This window comes from Comamonas sp. wu1-DMT (genome assembly GCF_040187805.1).
Lineage (GTDB): Bacteria > Pseudomonadota > Gammaproteobacteria > Burkholderiales > Burkholderiaceae_C > Comamonas > Comamonas thiooxydans.
This window is the reverse complement of record NZ_JBANEM010000050.1, coordinates 1-1,218: the sequence shown is the minus strand read 5'-3', so window position 1 is coordinate 1,218 and position 1,218 is coordinate 1. Positions and strand designations below refer to the sequence as shown.

Genomic DNA, 1,218 nt, shown 5'->3' with positions numbered 1-1,218 from the left:
TCACGCCAGCGTATAGGCCGTCTTCACCGTGGTGTAGAACTCCTGGGCATAGCGGCCCTGCTCGCGCGGACCGTAGCTTGAGCCCTTGCGACCGCCAAACGGCACGTGGTAGTCCACGCCCGCCGTGGGCAGATTGACCATGACCATGCCGGCCTGGCTGTGGCGCTTGAAGTGCGTGGCGTGCTTGAGGCTGGTGGTCGCAATGCCGGCCGACAGGCCAAACGGCGTGTCGTTGGACACCGCCAGGGCCTCCTCGTAGTCCTTGACGCGGATCACGCTGGCCACGGGGCCGAAGACTTCCTCACGGTTGATGCGCATGCCGGCTTTGGTGTCCACGAACAGCGTGGGCGCCATGTAGTAGCCCTGCTTGCCGCTGCCCGTGTGGCAGGCCACGCGAGCGCCACCGGCCGCCAGGCGAGCGCCTTCGGCCTTGGCGATTTCCACGTACGACAGATCCTGCTCCAGCTGGGCCTGGCTGACCACGGGGCCCATATCGGTGCCGGCGGCGCGTGCGTCACCGACCTTGATTTGGGCCATGCGCGCCTGCAGGGCCTCGATGAAGGCGGGGTAGATCTTGTCGGTGACGATGAGGCGGCTCGATGCCGTGCAGCGCTGGCCCGTGGAGTAAAAGCCGCTTTGCGCCGACAGCTCCACGGCTTGGTTCAGGTCGGCATCGTCGAGCACGATCTGGGGGTTCTTGCCACCCATTTCCAGCTGCACCTTCTTACCGCTTTTCACGCAGGCTTCGGCAATGCCGCGGCCCACGCCCACCGAGCCCGTGAAACTGATGGCCGCCACATCGGCATGGTTCACCAGGGCTTCGCCGATCACACGGCCCGGGCCCATGACCAGGTTGAACACACCGGCGGGGATGCCCGAGCGGTGGATGATGTCGGCCAGGGCCCAGGCACTGCCGGGCACCAGGTCGGCGGGCTTCAAGACCACGCAGTTGCCGAAAGCCAGGGCCGGGGCGATCTTCCAGGCCGGGATGGCGATGGGGAAGTTCCAGGGCGTGATCAGGCCGACCACGCCGATCGGCTCGCGCGTGATCTCCACGCCTATGCCGGGACGCACCGACGGCAGGGTCTCGCCGCTCAGGCGCAGGCATTCACCCGCAAAGAACTTGAAGATCTGGCCCGCGCGGCCGACTTCGCCAATGGCTTCGGGCAGGGTCTTGCCTTCTTCGCGGGCCAGCAGCTCGCCCAGCTCCGCCTTGCG

The 1,218-nt window shown here is 67.0% G+C and carries 1 protein-coding gene; it reads right to left on the bottom strand.

Annotated elements, in window-relative coordinates; all coding sequences use genetic code 11:
• Nucleotides 1–1,218: aldehyde dehydrogenase family protein (locus V8Z78_RS26965; RefSeq protein ID WP_349732504.1), on the bottom strand; the 1,218-nt coding region annotated here is incomplete at its 5' end.